The 17,148-nt window shown below is 45.3% G+C and carries 13 protein-coding genes; 5 read left to right on the forward strand and 8 right to left on the reverse strand.

From position 1 onward, the window contains the following. Positions 1 to 94: 94 nt before the first annotated feature. From rnd to yoaA, 5 genes are all read right to left on the reverse strand, one after another. On the reverse strand, positions 95 to 1,237 hold the full coding sequence (rnd, locus tag CVP04_RS07955; RefSeq protein WP_100296986.1) for a ribonuclease D: 1,143 nt from the start codon (positions 1,235 to 1,237) through the stop codon (positions 95 to 97). 130 nt (positions 1,238 to 1,367) lie between these two features. Continuing rightward, positions 1,368 to 3,056, reverse strand: a complete 1,689-nt coding sequence (gene fadD, locus CVP04_RS07960; protein ID WP_100296987.1) for a long-chain-fatty-acid--CoA ligase FadD — start codon at positions 3,054 to 3,056, stop codon at positions 1,368 to 1,370. Between the two features lie 56 nt (positions 3,057 to 3,112). Then, positions 3,113 to 3,670 (reverse strand): Slp family lipoprotein, encoded by a 558-nt coding sequence (locus CVP04_RS07965; RefSeq protein WP_100296988.1) that lies wholly within the window; start codon positions 3,668 to 3,670, stop codon positions 3,113 to 3,115. A gap of 23 nt (positions 3,671 to 3,693) precedes the next feature. Further along, entirely contained in the window at positions 3,694 to 4,407 is a 714-nt protein-coding gene (tsaB, locus tag CVP04_RS07970; RefSeq protein WP_207761627.1) for a tRNA (adenosine(37)-N6)-threonylcarbamoyltransferase complex dimerization subunit type 1 TsaB, read from the reverse strand. A gap of 5 nt (positions 4,408 to 4,412) precedes the next feature. Continuing rightward, entirely contained in the window at positions 4,413 to 6,344 is a 1,932-nt protein-coding gene (yoaA, locus tag CVP04_RS07975; RefSeq protein WP_100296990.1) for a DNA repair helicase YoaA, read from the reverse strand. A gap of 88 nt (positions 6,345 to 6,432) precedes the next feature. Here yoaA and CVP04_RS07980 point away from each other — a divergent pair, with 88 nt between their 5' ends. Then, the gene (locus tag CVP04_RS07980; protein WP_100296991.1) at positions 6,433 to 7,257 is read left to right on the forward strand and encodes a D-hexose-6-phosphate mutarotase; all 825 of its coding nucleotides are present in this window, start codon (positions 6,433 to 6,435) and stop codon (positions 7,255 to 7,257) included. A gap of 38 nt (positions 7,258 to 7,295) precedes the next feature. On the opposite strand, the gene CVP04_RS07985 is transcribed toward CVP04_RS07980, so the two are convergent. Both CVP04_RS07985 and CVP04_RS07990 read right to left on the reverse strand, forming a co-directional pair. Beyond that, positions 7,296 to 8,258 carry an AEC family transporter gene (locus CVP04_RS07985; RefSeq protein WP_100296992.1) on the reverse strand — a complete coding sequence of 321 codons (963 nt, stop codon included), beginning with the start codon at positions 8,256 to 8,258 and terminating at the stop codon, positions 7,296 to 7,298. A gap of 67 nt (positions 8,259 to 8,325) precedes the next feature. After that, a complete protein-coding gene (locus CVP04_RS07990) occupies positions 8,326 to 8,937 on the reverse strand; it encodes a riboflavin synthase subunit alpha (RefSeq protein WP_100296993.1) in 612 nt (203 codons plus the stop codon). A gap of 56 nt (positions 8,938 to 8,993) precedes the next feature. Here CVP04_RS07990 and CVP04_RS07995 point away from each other — a divergent pair, with 56 nt between their 5' ends. The 4 genes from CVP04_RS07995 (at position 8,994) to CVP04_RS08010 (ending at position 15,507) form a co-directional block, all read left to right on the forward strand. Continuing rightward, positions 8,994 to 10,388, forward strand: coding sequence for an MATE family efflux transporter (locus CVP04_RS07995; protein WP_100296994.1), 1,395 nt, complete (start codon positions 8,994 to 8,996; stop codon positions 10,386 to 10,388). A 9-nt stretch (positions 10,389 to 10,397) separates the two neighbouring features. Beyond that, positions 10,398 to 11,435, forward strand: a complete 1,038-nt coding sequence (locus CVP04_RS08000) for a Gfo/Idh/MocA family oxidoreductase (protein WP_100296995.1) — start codon at positions 10,398 to 10,400, stop codon at positions 11,433 to 11,435. 85 nt (positions 11,436 to 11,520) lie between these two features. Further along, positions 11,521 to 13,701, forward strand: coding sequence for a TonB-dependent siderophore receptor (locus CVP04_RS08005; protein WP_100296996.1), 2,181 nt, complete (start codon positions 11,521 to 11,523; stop codon positions 13,699 to 13,701). A 60-nt stretch (positions 13,702 to 13,761) separates the two neighbouring features. Further along, entirely contained in the window at positions 13,762 to 15,507 is a 1,746-nt protein-coding gene (locus tag CVP04_RS08010) for an ABC transporter ATP-binding protein/permease (RefSeq protein WP_100296997.1), read from the forward strand. Positions 15,508 to 15,572: 65 nt separating this feature from the next. Here the strand turns inward: CVP04_RS08010 and pyk are convergent, their stop codons facing one another. Then, positions 15,573 to 17,012, reverse strand: coding sequence for a pyruvate kinase (gene pyk / locus CVP04_RS08015; RefSeq protein ID WP_100296998.1), 1,440 nt, complete (start codon positions 17,010 to 17,012; stop codon positions 15,573 to 15,575). Between the last annotated feature and the right edge of the window lie 136 nt (positions 17,013 to 17,148).

The following is a 17,148-nucleotide window of genomic DNA, read 5'->3' on the forward strand; positions in this document are numbered from 1 at the left end:
ATACGGACGCCCGCAGTGCGTCCTAATATACAACCCTCTTTGTCAACAACCTAACCGCACTTTGATTAAAAGTGCGGTATTTTTTTATATTTTTTTATAACAAGTTAACTAATGCTTGCCCGAATTCGCGGCGCCAATCGCATAATAATAACGGCAAACAATTCGGGTCTTGCTGTTGTAACCAGTGCCATTTCATTAGTTCTTCCAACGCACGTTTTCCCGCAATAACTTCCGCGGCTAGATCCGGCGGTGCGATGTCTTTAAGTTTTTGCTGCAAACTTTTTAGCGCTTTTCGATAACGCGGATCATCGGCAAGGCGGGTAACAAGCGGCGGATAATCCTTTTCATCAATACGCTTGACCTGATCCGCCAGTTGTAACAATTTTTTGCCGTGAATACGCACCTCGGCGGTCAACAATCCCATCGCCAACAATTCGGAGGTATGTTTCGGGTTGTTTTTCGCCACCAGCCATAAATGTTCTTCTTTCACCACGAAATTAACCGCCAAATCCCGTTTTATCGCTTCTTCCAAACGCCATTTCGCCAACACTTTCAAGCGCATTAATTCTTCGCGATTTAAACGCCACGCATTAGCAACGGATAAATAAGCGTTTTCCGTATCCCGCTGTTTTTCACGTTTTTGCACTAAAAAATCGCAATCGAATTCCACCGCACTTTGCCAGCGCGTTTCCGCCAATACCGTCCGTATTTGATGATATAAAGGCAATAAATACCACACGTCCGCCGCAGCGTAGCGTAATTGTTTTTCCGATAACGGACGCGCCAGCCAATCGGTGCGCGACGCACCTTTATCGATTTCCAAATAAAAATAATGTTTAATCAATGCGGCAAAACCGACGGAATGTCCGAATCCTAAAAATGCCGCGGCAACTTGGGTATCAAACATCGGATTCGGTAATTGATCGAAATAATGTTGAAACACTTCCAAATCTTCGCTACAAGCGTGCAAAATTTTCGTCACTTTGTTATCTGCCAATAGTCGAACGAAAGGCGAAAAATCTTCAATATCATTGGGATCGATCAAACTGAGGTTTTCACCGTCATATAGCTGAATCAAGCCTAATTTCGGGAAAAACGTGCGGGTGCGAATAAATTCCGTGTCTAATGCCACCGCACTTTTTTCTTGCGCTTTGGCACAAACTTCGGCGAGCATTTCATCCGTTGTAATCAATGAAAAGTGCGGTACGTTTTGTAATTCTTTTAGTTGAGAAATCATTTGCTTTAACTCAAATCAACGCGATATGTTCATTCGCTTTATTGATAAATACAGAAATCGGTAAATACAAAAATAATCGGCTCAAAGCCTGACACTCGAGCCGATCATTAATCTTTTGGCAAACTGTGCGTTATGCACTTTGACGTTTTGCCAATTCTTCGTCTCGCAGCACGCGGCGTAAAATTTTGCCCACATTGGTTTTCGGCAATTCGTCGCGAAATTCAATATCTTTCGGCACTTTATAACCGGTTAAATGCTGACGACAATGTTGACGCAATTCGTCGCGGGTTAAGCTGTCGTCTTTTTTCACTACAAAAATCTTAATGGTTTCGCCCGATACCTCGTGCGGTACGCCGATCGCCACCACTTCCGCAACTTTGTAATTTAACATTACGACGTCTTCGATTTCGTTCGGATAGACATTGAATCCGGACACCAAAATCATATCTTTTTTACGATCCACAATGCGCAAACTGTAGGTTTCGTCCATAATCACGATATCGCCGGTCGCCATCCAACCGTCTTTCAACACTTCCGCCGTCGCTTCCGGACGTTGCCAATAACCTTGCATTACCTGCTCGCCTTTCACCCAAAGTTCGCCCGGCTCACCTAGTGCGGCTTCCGAACCGTCGTCTTTCACGATTCGAATGTCCGTATTCGGCACGGGTACACCGATCGTGCCGTTATGTTTCTCTACATTAATCGGGCAAGCGGCAATCAACGGCGAACATTCGGTCATTCCGTAACCTTCGATAATGCTACATCCGGTTAATTCGTGCCAGCGCGTTGCTACGGATTGCTGAATCGCCATTCCGCCGCCGACGGAAAGTTTTAACGCGGAGAAATCCACTTCTTTAAAATTTTCGTTATTTAATAACGCGTTAAACAAAGTATTCACGCCAGTAATCGCCACAAAACGGTATTTTTTCAATTCTTTGACGAATCCGTCGATATCGCGCGGATTGGTGATTAACACCGCCGTAATCCCTAATTCGATAAACAATAAACAGTTCACCGTTAAGGCAAAAACGTGATACAACGGCAACGCTAAAATGGCTTTACGCTCTTTGGTGTGATCACCGACGAAGGGATAGCCGATCCAACGGGATTGGAAAACGTTGGTGATAATATTACCATGCGATAGCATTGCGCCTTTCGCCACGCCGGTCGTGCCGCCGGTATATTGTAAAAACGCCAAGGTATCGCGATTTAAACTCGGACGCACATATTGGCGGTGTTTGCCGATCGCCAAAACTTCGCGAAAAGTGACGGCGTGCGGTAATTTATATTTCGGTACGAGTTTTTTAACGTATTTCACCACAAAGTTAACTAAAGTACGTTTGCCGAAAGAAAGCTGATCGCCCATACGAGTTAAAATAACGTGTTTTACCGCCGTATTAAACACCACTTTTTCCAAAGTAGAGGCGAAATTCGACACCACGACGATAGCTTTCGCGCCGCTATCTTGTAATTGATGTTCCAACTCGCGCGGCGTATAAAGCGGATTCACGTTCACCACCACCAAGCCGGCGCGCAAAATTCCGAATAATGCGATCGGATATTGCAATAAATTCGGCATCATCAATGCGACGCGATCACCGCGCTGTAATTTTAATTCGTTTTGCAAATAAGCGGCGAACGCTCGGCTGCGTTCTTCCAATTTGCGGAATGTCAGCACTTGCCCCATATTGATATATGCCGCGCGATCAGGGTGTTCTCTGATTGCCTTATCAAACATATCGAGAATATTGTCGTATTTCGACGTATCCAATTCAAATTCAGAACCTTCCGGATAGTTCTTAAACCAAGGTTTTTCCATTATTTATCCTTATTATTGCGGGAAAATCGGCGATGATTTTAACACTTGAAACGACATTAATACAAATTATAACGCAAGCGCGGTTCCGGACGCCAAAACGGAGATCCCCAACCCCAGCCCCAACGGGAATGACGTGCGCCCCAATAATCGTCCCAATCGTCGGGATCGTAATAATATTCTTGCACGAGTCGCCATAGCTTATAGCGCTCCGTATTCACCACGGGATACGCATAATCCGCTTGATCAATCTTGCCGTTTTCCGGCCCGCTAAGCGCACCGGCGACGGTGATATAACGATCTTTCAGCATTGCAGGATCAACAAAGCCGGGTAAATAGGCGATAAAACGTCCGTCAACGGAACTGTCCAATAAGGGTTTGGCGGAATAGGTCGAAATCGATAAACTTAAAATTTCCAGTTTGGTTTTGTCTTTCAATGCGGTTGCCGCGAGGATCTTGCCGCCTAAGCGTGCTTTTTTACATTGGCAGGCATAATCTTCCGCTTGAATTTGCGCAAGGCGTTGAATCGTAAACGGACTGCGTTCCAAGCCGGGCGGTGCGGAAATACAGGCGGTTAAGCTTAAGGCTGCGATTGATAGAAAAAGATATTTTTTCATTTTTTCCTCCGAAATCTCGGTTGCTATTCTCTGCCGGGTAATTTTTTCCACGTTACTTCGTTGCGTAAATAAACCGGCTCGATTTCCACCGCACTTATCCATTGTTTTTGTCGATATAACGGCAATGCCAAGGAAAGCATATATTGCGCGGAAGGCAATTCGATAGCGGAACGATTATCCAATTCACGTTGGGTGAATTCCGTATAAGCGTTCCAGCCGGTGCCGACGCGCAGAAAATCACCTTGTAGCGAGTCGATTAATTCAATCGCTTGTTGCGGACGGCAGACTTTTTCTTCGATAATCGCCCGCCATTGAATAAATTCTTCGTTTTCCCACCGCACTTTTTCCGCTTGCAAACCGCTGAAATAAACTTCGTTCATCCGTGCATCGATAGCACAAAGCACACGTTCTGCGCCGCAAGTTTCATAGCCCTGTTGCGCCATTGCGGTTAAATTCGAAATGGGAATCACCGGCAAATCCGCCCCTAGCGCCAAACCTTGTGCAATGCCCGCGCCCACGCGCACACCGGTAAAACTGCCCGGTCCACGTCCGAACACCAACGCATCCGTTTGTGCCAAGCCGATTCCCGCTTGCGCCAAAATTTCATCGATCATCGGCAAAATGCGTTTGGTGTGCGTGCGTTGCGCCATTTCGTCCAGATGAATTTTTTCCCCTTTATGTAATAAAGCCACCGAACAGGCTTCCGTCGAGGTATCTAAAGCTAATAAAGTCGTCATTATTTTTATCCGTGTTGAATCGTCGTTAAGAATTGTATCACTTTGTTTAAATCGCGGGTACGTTTTGCATTCGGTAAACTTTTTAAAAAGGTTTCACCGTAAGGGCGCGTCACCAATCGTCCGTCGCAAATGATTACCGCGCCGCGATCTTTTACGTCGCGAATTAGTCGCCCGACTCCTTGTTTTAGTGCGATGACTGCTTCGGGAATTTGAATGTCGTTAAAGGGCTCGCCGCCTTGTAAGCGACAATCTTCGATTCGCGCTTTTAATAAAGGTTCGTCCGGCGAGGTAAACGGCAATTTGTCGATAATCACCAAGGATAACGCCTCGCCGCGCACATCCACGCCTTCCCAAAAACTGGACGTCGCCACCAATACGCTATGTTCCTCCGCAATAAATTGCGCCAGCAATGTGCTTTTCGGCATTTCGCCTTGCAATAAAACGTTCAGCCCGCTTTGTTCGCGCAGAAATTCCGCTAAGCCGCGCATCATTAAATAAGACGTGCAAAGCACGAAACATCGCCCGCGATTGGCTTCGATCAGCGGTAACAACATCGTGCCTAATTTTACCGCCGTATGCTGTTGATTGCTTTCCGGCAAATAGCGCGGCACACATAATAAAGCTTGATTCGGATAATCGAACGGGCTGTGTAAAATTTTTCGTTCGCCGTTTTCTTCAATGCCTAAACGTCGGCAAAAATGATCAAAAGTTCCGCCCACTTCCAAGGTTGCCGAGGTAAAAATCCACGCGCTTTCTTTTGCATTCATTTGTTCGCCGAATTTATCGGCAACGGTTAACGGCGTAATGTGCAAGCCGAAATATCGACCGAGGGTTTCATACCAATAACAATAACCGACGATCGCCGTTTCCTGCAAGCGAAGCAACATCGTTTTCAGTCCGGCGATTCGTTCGAAAATACTGTCTAAGGTTTGCGACCGCCCCAAGCCTAATTTCACCACTTCGGCGGTAAATTCCAGTTTTTCTTGCAATAATTCGATGCCTTTTTTGACCACACTTTGAGCGAATAACTCGCGCCAATTTCCGCGTTGATTTCCTTCGCCCAGCAACAGGCGAAAATCTTGCACCACTTTTAATAAATTATCCGCTGCGACGCCTAATTGCGCCATATCTTTCACTTCCGTGCGGTAAACGATTTGAATATCTTTGCATAAATCGAAAAATTGCCGCGCGGTAAGCGATTGTCCGAAATATTGCGCGGCGATATCCGGCAACTGGTGCGCTTCGTCAAATACGATGACTTCGGCATTGGGAATCAATTCGCCGAATCCACTTTCTTTCACCGCCATATCGGCAAAAAACAAATGATGATTCACTACCACCAAATCGGCATTCAGCGCTTTTTTACGCGCAGCGGCGACATAACAATCGCCGTAATTCGGACAATCGCTGCCTAAACAGCTTTCCGCCGTGCTGGTCAGTTGCGGCAAAATCGGGCTGTCTTCCGCCAGTTCGATACATTCGGTCAAATCGCCGCTTTTGGTTTCATTATTCCATTTGCGCACTTTGGATAAATCCGCCAACACGGAACGATCGCCCAAAACGCCTTGCGCAATCACTTGATCCAAACGTTCCAAACAAAGATAATTCGCCCGTCCTTTTAACAAGGCGATTTTGCCCGTGTAATTCAAGGCTTTTTTTATCGCCGGCAAATCGCGATTAAACAGCTGATCCTGCAAGTTTTTCGAACCGGTGGAAATAATGGTTTTCTTACCGGACAGCAACGACGGCGCTAAATAAGCGAATGTTTTGCCCGTACCGGTGCCCGCCTCCACCACCAGCGTTTTTTTATTTTCGATCGCCTTTCCGACGGCCAACGCCATTTCAAGTTGTTCCGCGCGCGGATGAAATCCTTGAATCTGTCGGCTTAATGCGCCGGCTTCCGAAAAGATCTTGCTTATTTGTTCAATCTTCGCCATTATCGTTGATAAATTTCGTTTATTTTGCCGATAGTTTACCAGACTTCGGCGAGATACTGAATAAAGAAACAGTATAAGGAAAATTGAAATGACAAATATTACCCGATTACAACAAATTAGCCCTGAAATCAGTTTGTTGCAATATAACGAATTGCCGGTTATCAAACTGAATCATTCCGTCGGTCGCGCATTAATTTCGCTACAAGGCGCACATTTATTTTCTTGGACGCCGAAAGCGGCGCAGCAAGACGTTTTTTGGCTCAGTGAAATCGAACCGTTCACGCAAGGCAATGCCATTCGCGGCGGCGTGCCGATTTGTTATCCGTGGTTCGGGCCGGTGCAATCGCCATCGCACGGTTATGCGCGCATTTCGTTGTGGACATTAAGCGATTATGCGGTCAGCGATGAAAAAGTGCGGTTGGAATTTTCGTTATTTTCTGAAAATCATTTGATCGAAGCGAAAATCGCAATGATCTTTTCTCAACAATGCGAACTGATTTTCACTCATTACGGACAACAACCCGCCCAAGTCGCTTTGCACAGCTATTTTAATATCAGCCATATTGACGATATTTCCGTCCAAGGCTTGCCGACAAGCTGTTTTAACTCCTTAACCAAACAAACGGAAAGCGTGCTTTCGCCGCGCCGAATCGGTGAAAACGTCGATTGCATTTATAGGATTTCGGGTCAACCGACACATACAATTCTTGACCCGAATTATGCTCGCCAAATTCAAATTACGCATCAAAATGCCAGCGATGTGGTGTTGTGGAATCCGTGGCACAAACCTACCGGCGGAATGAGTGAACAAGGTTATAAAACAATGGTGTGCGTGGAAACCGCCAGAATCGCAACCCTATTAAGCCCAAACGAACAGGTTTCGGTGATTATTCGTACTCAACCGCAAGAATAAGCGACGATATTAACGGCGGAGATATAACAATCCGCCGGTTAAATCCAACCCATTTGACTTAAAATCAGCAATCCCAAGGCGGAACCGAACATTGAACCGAAGGTGGTTAAGCCGATAATATTCGCTACCGTCACCGCATTTCCGCCCATTCCGCGCACCATTGCATAGGTTGCGGCGGCAAGCGGCGTCGAAGAAATTAATAGCACGACGCCCAAATTCATTCCCGTTAAACCGAACGCTTTGCCGATAAAAACCATAAAAATCGGCGCGACAATAATTCGCCCGATAGTCGCCCATAAGGACACTTTCGAGGTTTTGAATAAATTTTTCAAATCAATGCTGGCGCCCGCGCAAATTAACGCAAGCGGTAAGGTGACATTGGCTAAATAATTACCCGTGGTCATCAAGATTTTCGGCACGCGGAGCTCTAACCAGCTCGCGATTAATGCCGCAACGATCGCGATAATTAACGGATTTTTGCTAATATTCAGCAACATTTTCTTCACGCCGACCCGCCCGTCCGATAAGGATCGGCTGATTGTGATCACGCCGAGCACATTATAAAGCAGCACGGAGACCGCGGTATAAAGCGATGCCGGCGCTAATACGGCGTCGCCGTAAGCATTCACGCAAAACGCCAAACCCAAAATGCCCGCGTTGCTGCGATAAACGCCTTGCACGAACGTGCCGCGTTCTTTTTTCTCGGCAATAAATTTCGCCGCAAACCACTCGGCACAGAAAAATAATAACAACGTGCCGGTAACGCCCGCACTTAAAAGACGAACTTGCGTCTCAATATGCTCGATCGGATTATTGAAAATATTGAAGAACAATAAAACGGGCAAGGTGAGATTAAAAATGATCTTGCTCGCTTGTTCGCAAAATTTATCATCAATAAAACGCCGTTTGCGTAAAATAATGCCGAGGCATAACATTAATAGAATCGGCAAGGTGACGCCGATAGAAAACATTAATGATGAGAAAAAATCGGTATTGCGCATTTTTTTGCTCCGATAAAAGAAAAAGTGCGGTCAAAAATCTTCGAATTTTTCACCGCACTTGAAGGTGTTAGGCTTTGGCTGCCAAATAACGTTCCACCGTATCCACGATCGCTTGGGTTTGCGGATCGATTTCAATATTCACCGCATCACCGATTTGACGTGTGCCGATTAAGGTGCGATGAAGGGTTTCCGGAATTAAATTTACGCAGAAAGATTGCGCCTCCACTTCGCCGATTGTCAAACTAATGCCGTCCACTGCGATAAATCCTTTGGTTAAAATATATTTCATTACCTCGGCGTTCGGCAGTTCGAACCAAATTTGCACATTATTTTCCGACAAGATGCGCTCCGTCACGCGCGCGGTGCAATAAACGTGGCCGGATAAAATATGTCCGCCGATTTCATCGCCCATTTTCATCGCGCGCTCGATATTCACGCGATCGCCGACCTTCAATTCGCCTAAATTGGTAATTCGTAAGGTTTCCGTCATTAAATCGAAACTGACCGAATCGCCGTCAATCGCAGTCACGGTTAAACATACGCCGTTATTCGCCACCGAGGCACCGATTTCCAAGCCTTGCATTAATTCCTGTGGCATTTTTAACGTCTGTGTTCTAAAATGAGTTTTTTCATCAATCGAATGAATTTGTGCCGTACCCTGTACGATTCCCGTAAACATAATACTCTCTCTTATCTGATAATAATTTTTTTCATTATAACAAAACTCGGATTTTTATGAAATTTACTCTAATAAAAGAATATCAAGCGGAAGCGAAAAAATTAATCGCGATTGCGTTGCCGATTTTATTTGCGCAAATCGCGCAAAATTCAATGGGTCTGGTGGACACCATTATGGCTGGACGCGTCAGTGCGGCGGATATGGCGGCGATTTCCGTCGGCGCCTCGATTTGGATGCCGTTAGTTTTATTCGGTCACGGTTTATTGCTTGCACTTCCGCCGACCATTTCGTATTTAAACGGCTCCGGACAGCGTCATCGTATTGCGCACCAAGTTCGACAAGGTTTGTGGATTATTTTGCTCGCTTGTTTGCCTTTAGGTTTAATGATTTATCACAGCGACATTGTGATTCGCCATATGCAAATGGAAGAAAAACTGGCGCGCATTACGATTGATTATTTACACGCAATGCTTTGGGGACTGCCCGGTTATTTATTGATGATCAATTTCCGTTGTTTGAACGACGGCATTGCCAAAACCAAACCGGCGATGATCATAACCTTTATCGGCTTAATGTTGAATATTCCGTTGAACTACATTTTTATTTACGGCAAATTCGGCGTGCCGGCGTTCGGCGCGGTGGGATGTGGCATCGCGACCGCAATCGTGAATTGGGCGATGTGTTTGATGATGATTTTATACAGCCGAAAAGCGCGCAATCAACGGGATCTGAAAGTATTCGCACAGCTTATCGAAAAACCGAATTTCGCCACCTTAAATAAACTCTTGCGCCTAGGCTTTCCTATCGCCGTCGCATTATGGTGCGAAGTGGCGTTGTTCGCGTTAACTTCGCTATTTCTTGCACCGCTCGGCACTAATGTGGTGGCGAGCCATCAAATCGCCTTAAACACTAGTTCCTTCGTGTTTATGTTACCGATGTCCTTAGGAATGGCGACCACAATTTTGGTCGGTCAACGATTGGGCGAAGGTTCGGCGCAAAATGCGAAAAAAGTATCCTACGCCGCGCTTGTCGTGGGATTATCCTTAGCTTGTTTCACAGCGCTGGCGACGGTTTTGTTACGTTTCGATATTGCACAAATCTTCGTTAAAGATCAAGAAGTTATTGCAATGGCGTCGAGCTTGCTGCTGATTGCCGCGTTATATCAATTCTCCGATACCGTGCAAGTGGTGTCCGGCGGCGCGTTACGCGGTTATAAAGACACGCAAGCTATCTTATATATCACCTTATTTTGTTACTGGATCGTCGGGATGCCTATCGGCTATACATTAGCCCGCACGAATTGGCTGATACCGAATATCGGCGCCGCCGGTTTTTGGACGGGATTTATCGTCAGCCTGACGCTCGCTGCGATCTTGCTGTTGATTAGAATGAGAAAAATCCAATCGCAACCCGACGAATTATTATTGTCACGTCTAGAAAAATTGAAATAGGAAATCACGATGAAACGAATTAACACCGCAATCGCCGGTTTCGGAATGTCCGCCAAAACCTTTCATATGCCGTTTTTAGCTTTGGATCCGCGCTTTCGCCTTTGCAAAGTGTTGGAACGCAGCGGCGAAACCGCCAAACAATTTTATCCCGATGTTGTGATCGTTCATCAATTCGAACAACTCTTAACCGACGACATTGATTTGGTGATTATCACCACGCCGAACCAAACCCACGCGCAACTGGCGGAACAAGCCGTTCGCGCGGGAAAACACGTTATCGTGGAAAAACCGCTCGCCATTCACGCCGCACAAGCCAAGGAATTGGCGCAATTAGCCGAGGCACATAATGTGATGTTGTCCGTTTATCAAAATCGTCGCTGGGATAACGGTGCGTTGACAGTGAAAAAATTATTGGCGGAACAAACTTTGGGCGATATCGTCGATTACGAAATTCGCTACGAACGCTACAGCAATAAACCGAACGCAAAAATATGGAAAGAAACCGGCGAATTCGGCACGGGATTGGTGTATGACTTAGGCGTGCATTTGATCGATCAGGTCGTCGATTTGTTCGGAATTCCGACCGCACTTTATGCGGACGTATGTATTCAACGCCCGGACGGCAAAACCGACGATAATTTCCGTATTACTTTTTATTATCCCGATAAAAAGGTCGTGATGTCCGCCACCAAATTCGCCCGCGAACCGGCGCCGCACATTATATTGCAAGGCACAAAAGGATCTTACATTAAACCGACTTTAGATAATCAAGAAAACTTACTTGTCTCAGGCGTTAAACCGCAAGATGACTGGAATAAAGAACCGCAAAGTCAATGGGGGCTGCTACATACGGAAATCGACGGACAAATCGTTCGCGAGCAAATCGAAAGCGTACGCGGCAACTATCAGGGATATTACGATAATATTTACGACGTATTAGCCAATCAAGCCGCCCTACTCGTCACTGCCGAGCAAGCCGTCCGCGTGCTGGAATTGATCGAAGCGGTGTATGAAAGCGCACGGGAAGGACGTAAAATCTACCTCTAATTCAAATGAGAATAATTCCTATTGTTATATTGAGAGCTTTCCGCTATAATCTCGCGGTTTTTCTCCATATGACAGTAGGTTTTGTATGACATTTAAATTAAATCTTATTTCCACCGCACTTTTTGCCGCAGGGCTTTCTTTCGGCGCCTTAGCTGAAACCAATCAGCCGAATAATGACGAATTGGAACAAATTGACGTCACTTCGGCAGAATTAAAACAAATGGGCTATCACGCTATCGGCACCTCCGCCGTATCAAAAGTCGATGTACCGATTATTGACACACCGACCACCGTGAACGTCGTCACGTCACAATTAATCGAAGATCGTAAGCCGAACGATTTGGTCGATGCCCTTTCCAGCGTCAGCGGCGTGAGCCAAGCCAACACCTTAGGAGGCATTTTCGATGCCGTGCAAAAACGCGGATTCGGCGGCAATCGCGATAATTCTATTATGCGCAACGGCAGCCAAGCCGGTCCGTCGCACAATTTCGGCGCCACCACCGAAGCAGTCGAAGTATTAAAAGGTCCGGCATCCGTTCTTTACGGTATTCAAGATCCGGGCGGCGTGATTAATGTGGTGACGAAAAAACCGTTAAAAGAAACCAAACGCAGCATTAGCGGTACCCTCGGCAATCACAATGCGTGGGGCACGCAGTTGGATTTCACCGGTCCGTTAACCGACGGCTTCGCCTATCGTTTTATTTATGATAAACAAGAAAAAGATTATTGGCGTAATTTCGGCAAGATCAATACGACTACTTACGCGCCGTCTTTATCTTGGGAAAACGACAACACGAAAATTTTAGTCGCTTACGAACATTTGGACTACACCCAACCTTTCGATCGCGGTACGCAATTAGTCGGCGGTTCGGTGGTGAATATTCCGGCGGAACGTCGTTTGGACGAACCGAACAATCAAACCACCGGTAAAACGGATAATATTCAAGTAAAACTTGAACAAAAACTCAATGATCAATGGAAATTGAACTTCACTTACGGTTATGCGAGAGATAAATACAACTATCGCCAAACTCGCGTGGTTGCCGTAAATACGGACTATGAAAACAGCTTAACCTATAAATCCGGCAATACGACACGCACCTTAGCGCCGAGAACGGCGTTACGTCGTTTAGAAAAACAAGCGGCGGATCAACGTATTCACAGCGCTTCATTAAATTTAGTGGGCGAATTTGCCATCGGCGAAATCGCTAACCGCTTTATTATCGGTGCCGACGCCAGCCGTAACTACCGCACCACCGGTCCGGTGTATAACAATGGCGGTTGGAGCACGCTCAATATCGATAATCCGGTTTACAGCGATCCCGATGTAAAAGAAACTACGGCAGCAAATAATTACCAAATTAACAACATTAAAACCCTCGGAGTTTATATTCAGGATACCGCCTATTTAACGGATAAATTAATCGTCACCGGCGGATTACGCTATGAATATTTCGATCAAATCGCCGGTCGTCACGCCATCGGTAAAAGCTTTTCGCCGAATACGGATCAACGTTCCGGCAAATTCTTATATCAATTCGGCAGCGTCTATAAATTTACCCCGAATTGGGCGCTTTACGGCAACTATGCGGAATCCTTCCGTCCTCAATATAGTATCGCCAATCGCGTAGATTCCGGTTTGCCGCCGGAAGAAGGTAAATCCGTCGAACTCGGTACGAAATACGAAAGCCACAATATTAACGCCACTGTTGCGTTGTTTAATATTAACAAAAACAATGTTGCCGAAACCGACGCCAACGGTGATGTTTATATTGCCGGCAAGCAACGTTCGCAAGGGATCGAGGTGGATATTAACGGCTATATCACCGATAAATTAAGCGCCTCCGCCACCTATACTTACACCAAAGCGGAACATCGCCAAAACGACAGTTATCCTGACGCGGTGGGCAAACAGTTAATCGGCGTACCGAAACATCAGGCTGCGTTATTTTTAAGTTATGATCTCGGTTCATTCCTTAACGGCGAATGGCGAATCGGCGCCGGCGCGCGTTATTTAGGTTCGTGGAACGCTTATACGTCCAACTATAAAACAGGCTACAAAATTCCTGACGCGGTGATTTACGATGCGTTTTTAGCTTACGACACGCAAATTTCCGGCAAAAAAGTCAGCTTGCAGTTAAACGGCAAAAACCTATCCGACAAAGTGTATTATCAATCCACCTCGGGCAATGCGGACAGCTACATCATTCCGGTTTCCTTGGGCTACGGTCGCGAAATTCTCTTTAACGCAAAAGTGGAATTTTAATTAACCTTTCGTTTTAGGGCGGTGAAAACTGCCCTTTTGTCGTTTTAACGGAACCTTATGATGAACTGGCAAACCGAACTGAATACAAGTTTTTCGTGGATTTTGACCGCACTTTTTTGGGTCAGCCTGATTTTCGCACTAACCGCTTTCGCCTTAAGCAAAACCGCCTTCGGCGAAAAGTTTCGTTTGATTATTCAACCTTGCATCGCACAATCCGACAAATTCAAAATCATCGGTTTAATATTGATTTTGTTCACGTTAATTTTATTGGAAGTGCGTATCAGTGTCTTAAACACCTTTTTCTACAACGGCTTATACAGTTCACTGCAAGATAAAAAAGCCGATGCGTTTTGGTTTTTCGCCACGATCAACCTAATGCTGGTGATCTTTAAAATCATTCATTCCGTGATCAACGACTTAATGCGCCAAGTGTTTGAAATTCGTTGGTTAGAAAAGCTAAACGCCGAAATGTTAAATCGTTGGCTGGCGCATAAAAATTATTACTGCTTAAAATACAGCGAAGAATTACCGGATAATATCGATCAACGTATCGAACAAGACGCGCGCGAATTTATCAGCGGCACGGTGGAGCTAGTGCGCGGAATAATCAATTCCGTGGTGTCCACCATTGAATTTACCCTAATTCTTTGGCAACTGTCCGGATTATTCGTATTATTTCACATCGAGATTCCGAAAGGCGTGGTGTTTTTCATTTACCTGTTTATTATTGTCGCCACCGCACTTTCCGTTTGGATCGGCTATCCGCTGATTAAACTGAATTTTAACAAAGAACGTTTCAACGGCGATTATCGCTATTCTCTTATTCGCGTGCGCGATAACGCCGAAAGTATCGCCTTTTATAACGGCGAACAAAAAGAGCGGTCGAATTTACACGAGAAATTTAACGCCGTAATCAAAAATCGCTGGGCGATTGTGCGCCGAATGCTGGGATTGGACGGTTTCAACACCGGTGTAACACAAATCGCGATGATTCTGCCGCTAATGCTGCAAGCGCCACGTTTTTTCGCCGGACAAGTCACATTAGGCGATATGCACCAAACCGTGCAGTCCTTTAACCGCCTAATGCGCGCGTTATCTTTTTTCCGTTTGTTTTATGAAGAATTTACGTTGTATCAAGCACGTCTCAATCGTTTACACGGCTTTATATATAAATTAAACGAGCTGGATAATATTGAGGTACATCACCCGATTGAATGCGCCGAGCGGGTTGTTTTGCGTAATTTCGGTATTAAAGATCAACATCAACGCATTATTCTGCAAGATATTAATATCGCTTTACGCACCGGCGATGCGCTATTGATCCAAGGGGCATCCGGTGCCGGCAAAACTACATTGCTCAAAGCCATTGCGGGAATTTATCCGTTCGATACGTTAGGTTATGCCGAACGTCCGTGCAATAGCCTATTTTTACCACAGCGTCCTTATATGCCGCAAGGTTCGCTACGCGAAGCCATTTGCTATCCGAATATTGATACCGAACATCCCGAACTCGTGCACGCAATGCGTTCTTGTCGCTTGGAAAAATATGTGTCGGCGTTAGATGTTGAAAACGATTGGCAAGTGATCTTATCACCCGGCGAGCTGCAACGCGTTGCCTTTGTACGGATTTTATTAACTCAACCTGAGGTGGTTTTTCTGGATGAAACCACATCGGCATTAGACGAACCGACAGAAGCGCAACTTTATCAATTTATTCGCGAACGTCTGCCAAAAATGATTATTCTCAGTATCGGACACCGCTGCACCTTACTGCAATTTCATAATACCTTATTAAAATTAGGATAGAAATTTTTCTCAAAAAAAACGGTGCCGAAAGGCACCGCTCTTTATCATAAAATAGATAATCGTGATTATTCTACCACTAAAGTACGACAAGTATTCGTGCCGCCAGAGGTTAATAAATCACCTTGGGTCAACAACACAAGGTCGCCGCTGACCAAGTAGCCTTTTTCTTTCAATAATTGAATCGCCGCTTTCAAACCGTCGATTGTACGGCTTTCTTGATCAAAATGAACCGGTACGACACCGCGATATAAAGCACAAAGATTTAAGGTTTCTTGGTGACGAGACAAAGCGAAAATAGGCAATCCGGAACTAATACGGGACATTAATTTCGCCGTATGACCGCTATTTGTCATTGCGATAATTGCTGCGACGCCTTTCATATGGTTCGCTGCAAACATTGCCGACATCGCTACGGATTCTTCAATCGTATCGAATTGTTTATCAACACGGTGACGAGAAACGTTTACGCTAGGCATTTTTTCCGCACCTAAACAAACTTTCGCCATTGCCGCAACAGTTTCGGAAGGATATTGTCCCGCCGCTGTTTCCGCAGAAAGCATTACTGCGTCGGTTCCGTCTAATACCGCATTCGCTACGTCCATTACTTCCGCACGGGTCGGCATCGGATTGCTGATCATTGATTCCATCATTTGAGTCGCAGTAATTACAACGCGATTCAACTGACGAGAACGACGAATTAATTTTTTCTGTACGCCGACTAATTCAGGATCACCGATTTCAACCCCTAAGTCACCACGCGCCACCATAATTACATCGGAAGCTAAAATAATATCGTCCATTGCTTCGTCATCCACCACGGTTTCCGCACGTTCTACTTTCGCCACGATTTTCGCATTTAAACCTGCTTCTTTAGCTAATTGGCGCGCATAATTCAAGTCCGCACTGGAGCGTGGGAAGGAAACCGCCAAATAGTCCACGCCGATACGCGCTGCAGTAATAATGTCGGCTTTATCTTTTTCGGTTAATGCATCCGCAGATAAACCGCCGCCTAATTTATTGATACCTTTATTGTTTGATAAAGGACCGCCGACAGTCACTTCGGTAAAGACTTTCGCACCTTCGGTAGATAATACTTTTAATTGTACGCGACCGTCATCCAATAAAAGAATATCGCCCGGAACAACATCTTGCGGTAAGGTTTTATAATCTAAACCGACCGATTCTTGCGTACCTTCACCTTTCGGTAATTCCGCATCTAAAATAAATTTATCACCGATATTTAAGAAAATTTTGCCGTCTTTAAATGTAGAAACACGAATTTTAGGACCTTGTAAATCCCCTAAGATAGCAACGGTTTTACCTAATTTTTTCGCGATTTCACGCACGCGTTGCGCACGACCGATATGATCATCAGGCGTACCGTGAGAGAAGTTCATACGAACAACGTTTGCACCTGCGGCAATAATTTTTTCTAAATTATTACCACGGTCTGTGGAAGGACCCATAGTACATACGATTTTTGTTCTTCTTAGTCTTCTGGACATTATTTACTCCGTCAATAGTTACGATTTATATAATTAAAAATTTTTATTTGAGCACAAAAAATCGCCCTCACTTAAAACTGGGCGTATTATACGCTGAAAATAAAATTAGATCGAGATCACAAACTAGAAAAAAAAT

It is taken from the genome of Caviibacterium pharyngocola (assembly GCF_002795405.1).
Classification (GTDB): domain Bacteria; phylum Pseudomonadota; class Gammaproteobacteria; order Enterobacterales; family Pasteurellaceae; genus Caviibacterium; species Caviibacterium pharyngocola.